Source organism: Kitasatospora sp. SC0581 (assembly GCF_048159585.1).
Lineage (GTDB): Bacteria > Actinomycetota > Actinomycetes > Streptomycetales > Streptomycetaceae > Kitasatospora.
Genome location: NZ_JBLRWA010000085.1, coordinates 1 through 954, shown reverse-complemented (window position 1 = coordinate 954; position 954 = coordinate 1). Strand labels below are relative to the sequence as shown.

The 954-nt window shown below is 72.6% G+C and carries 1 pseudogene; it reads left to right on the top strand.

Annotation, left to right across the window (positions count from 1 at the left end):
* A pseudogene (locus ACLWS4_RS37175) lies at positions 1 to 590 on the top strand (hypothetical protein); the annotation flags it as partial.
* Positions 591 to 954: the final 364 nt, after the last annotated feature.

Here is a 954-nt window from a genome sequence, read left to right as displayed (position 1 = left end):
ACGAGGCGATCTCCTGCCTCCAGCGCGCACGGACCCTCGCGGAAGGCGACCTCGAGGCAATCGCCAAGTGCAGCAGCGGCATCGGATCGTGCCTGCACGCCGATGCCCGCTACGTCGAGGCCATGCCCCAGCTGACCGCCGCCGCTACCCGCTACGGACAGCTCGGCCACGTGCGCGGCCAGGCCCTCGCCCTGATCCTCATCGGGTCGGCGAAGGCCCGGCTGGGCGAACCCGCCGCAGCAGTGCCGGTCCTCCAGGAGACCTGCGCGTTGCTCTCCAGCCTGACCGAGCCGGACCCGCTCAACATCTCACGCGCGCTGGCCTACCTCGGCGAAGCCCACTCGCTGGCCGGTGCCCACGACCTGGCCGCCGCCGCGCTCGTCCGGGCCCTGGAGCGGTTCCGCTCCCTGCGGGTGCCCTACTGGGCCGCGCACACCATGGAGTTCCTGGGCCAAGCCGCACTGCGCGCCGACCAACCTCACGCCGCCATGGACTGGTACTCCACCAGCCTCGCCCAGTACACCGACCTCGCCAGCAGCCACGACGCTGACCGTCTGAAGCGCCGGCTCGACTCGGTGACCCGCCGGTGAGCGGCCAGCCGACAGCGGGTGCCGTACCGCGTCCCACCGAGGAAGCGTGAAGACCACCCTGCGCTTCCGCCCGGGCCTCCTACGCGGCCCGCAGCCGTACCGGGCCCGCCGCCCGCGCGGCATCCGACTTCCCGCCAGCACCGGCAGACCGCCGCACCGACCCGCCGACCGGCCCCACGTACGGCACGACCTCTGCTGTCCCCGCCAAGGGACCACGGCCAACGCCACTCCTGCGGGGGCGCCCAGGCCGCGCGACAACCGTCCGACCACGGAAAGATCCACAATGCTCACGATCCACAACGACGCCAACGCCACTGCCGACGACCAGCGCCGGTACGAACGGCTGATGGAAGCCGCCGTCCCG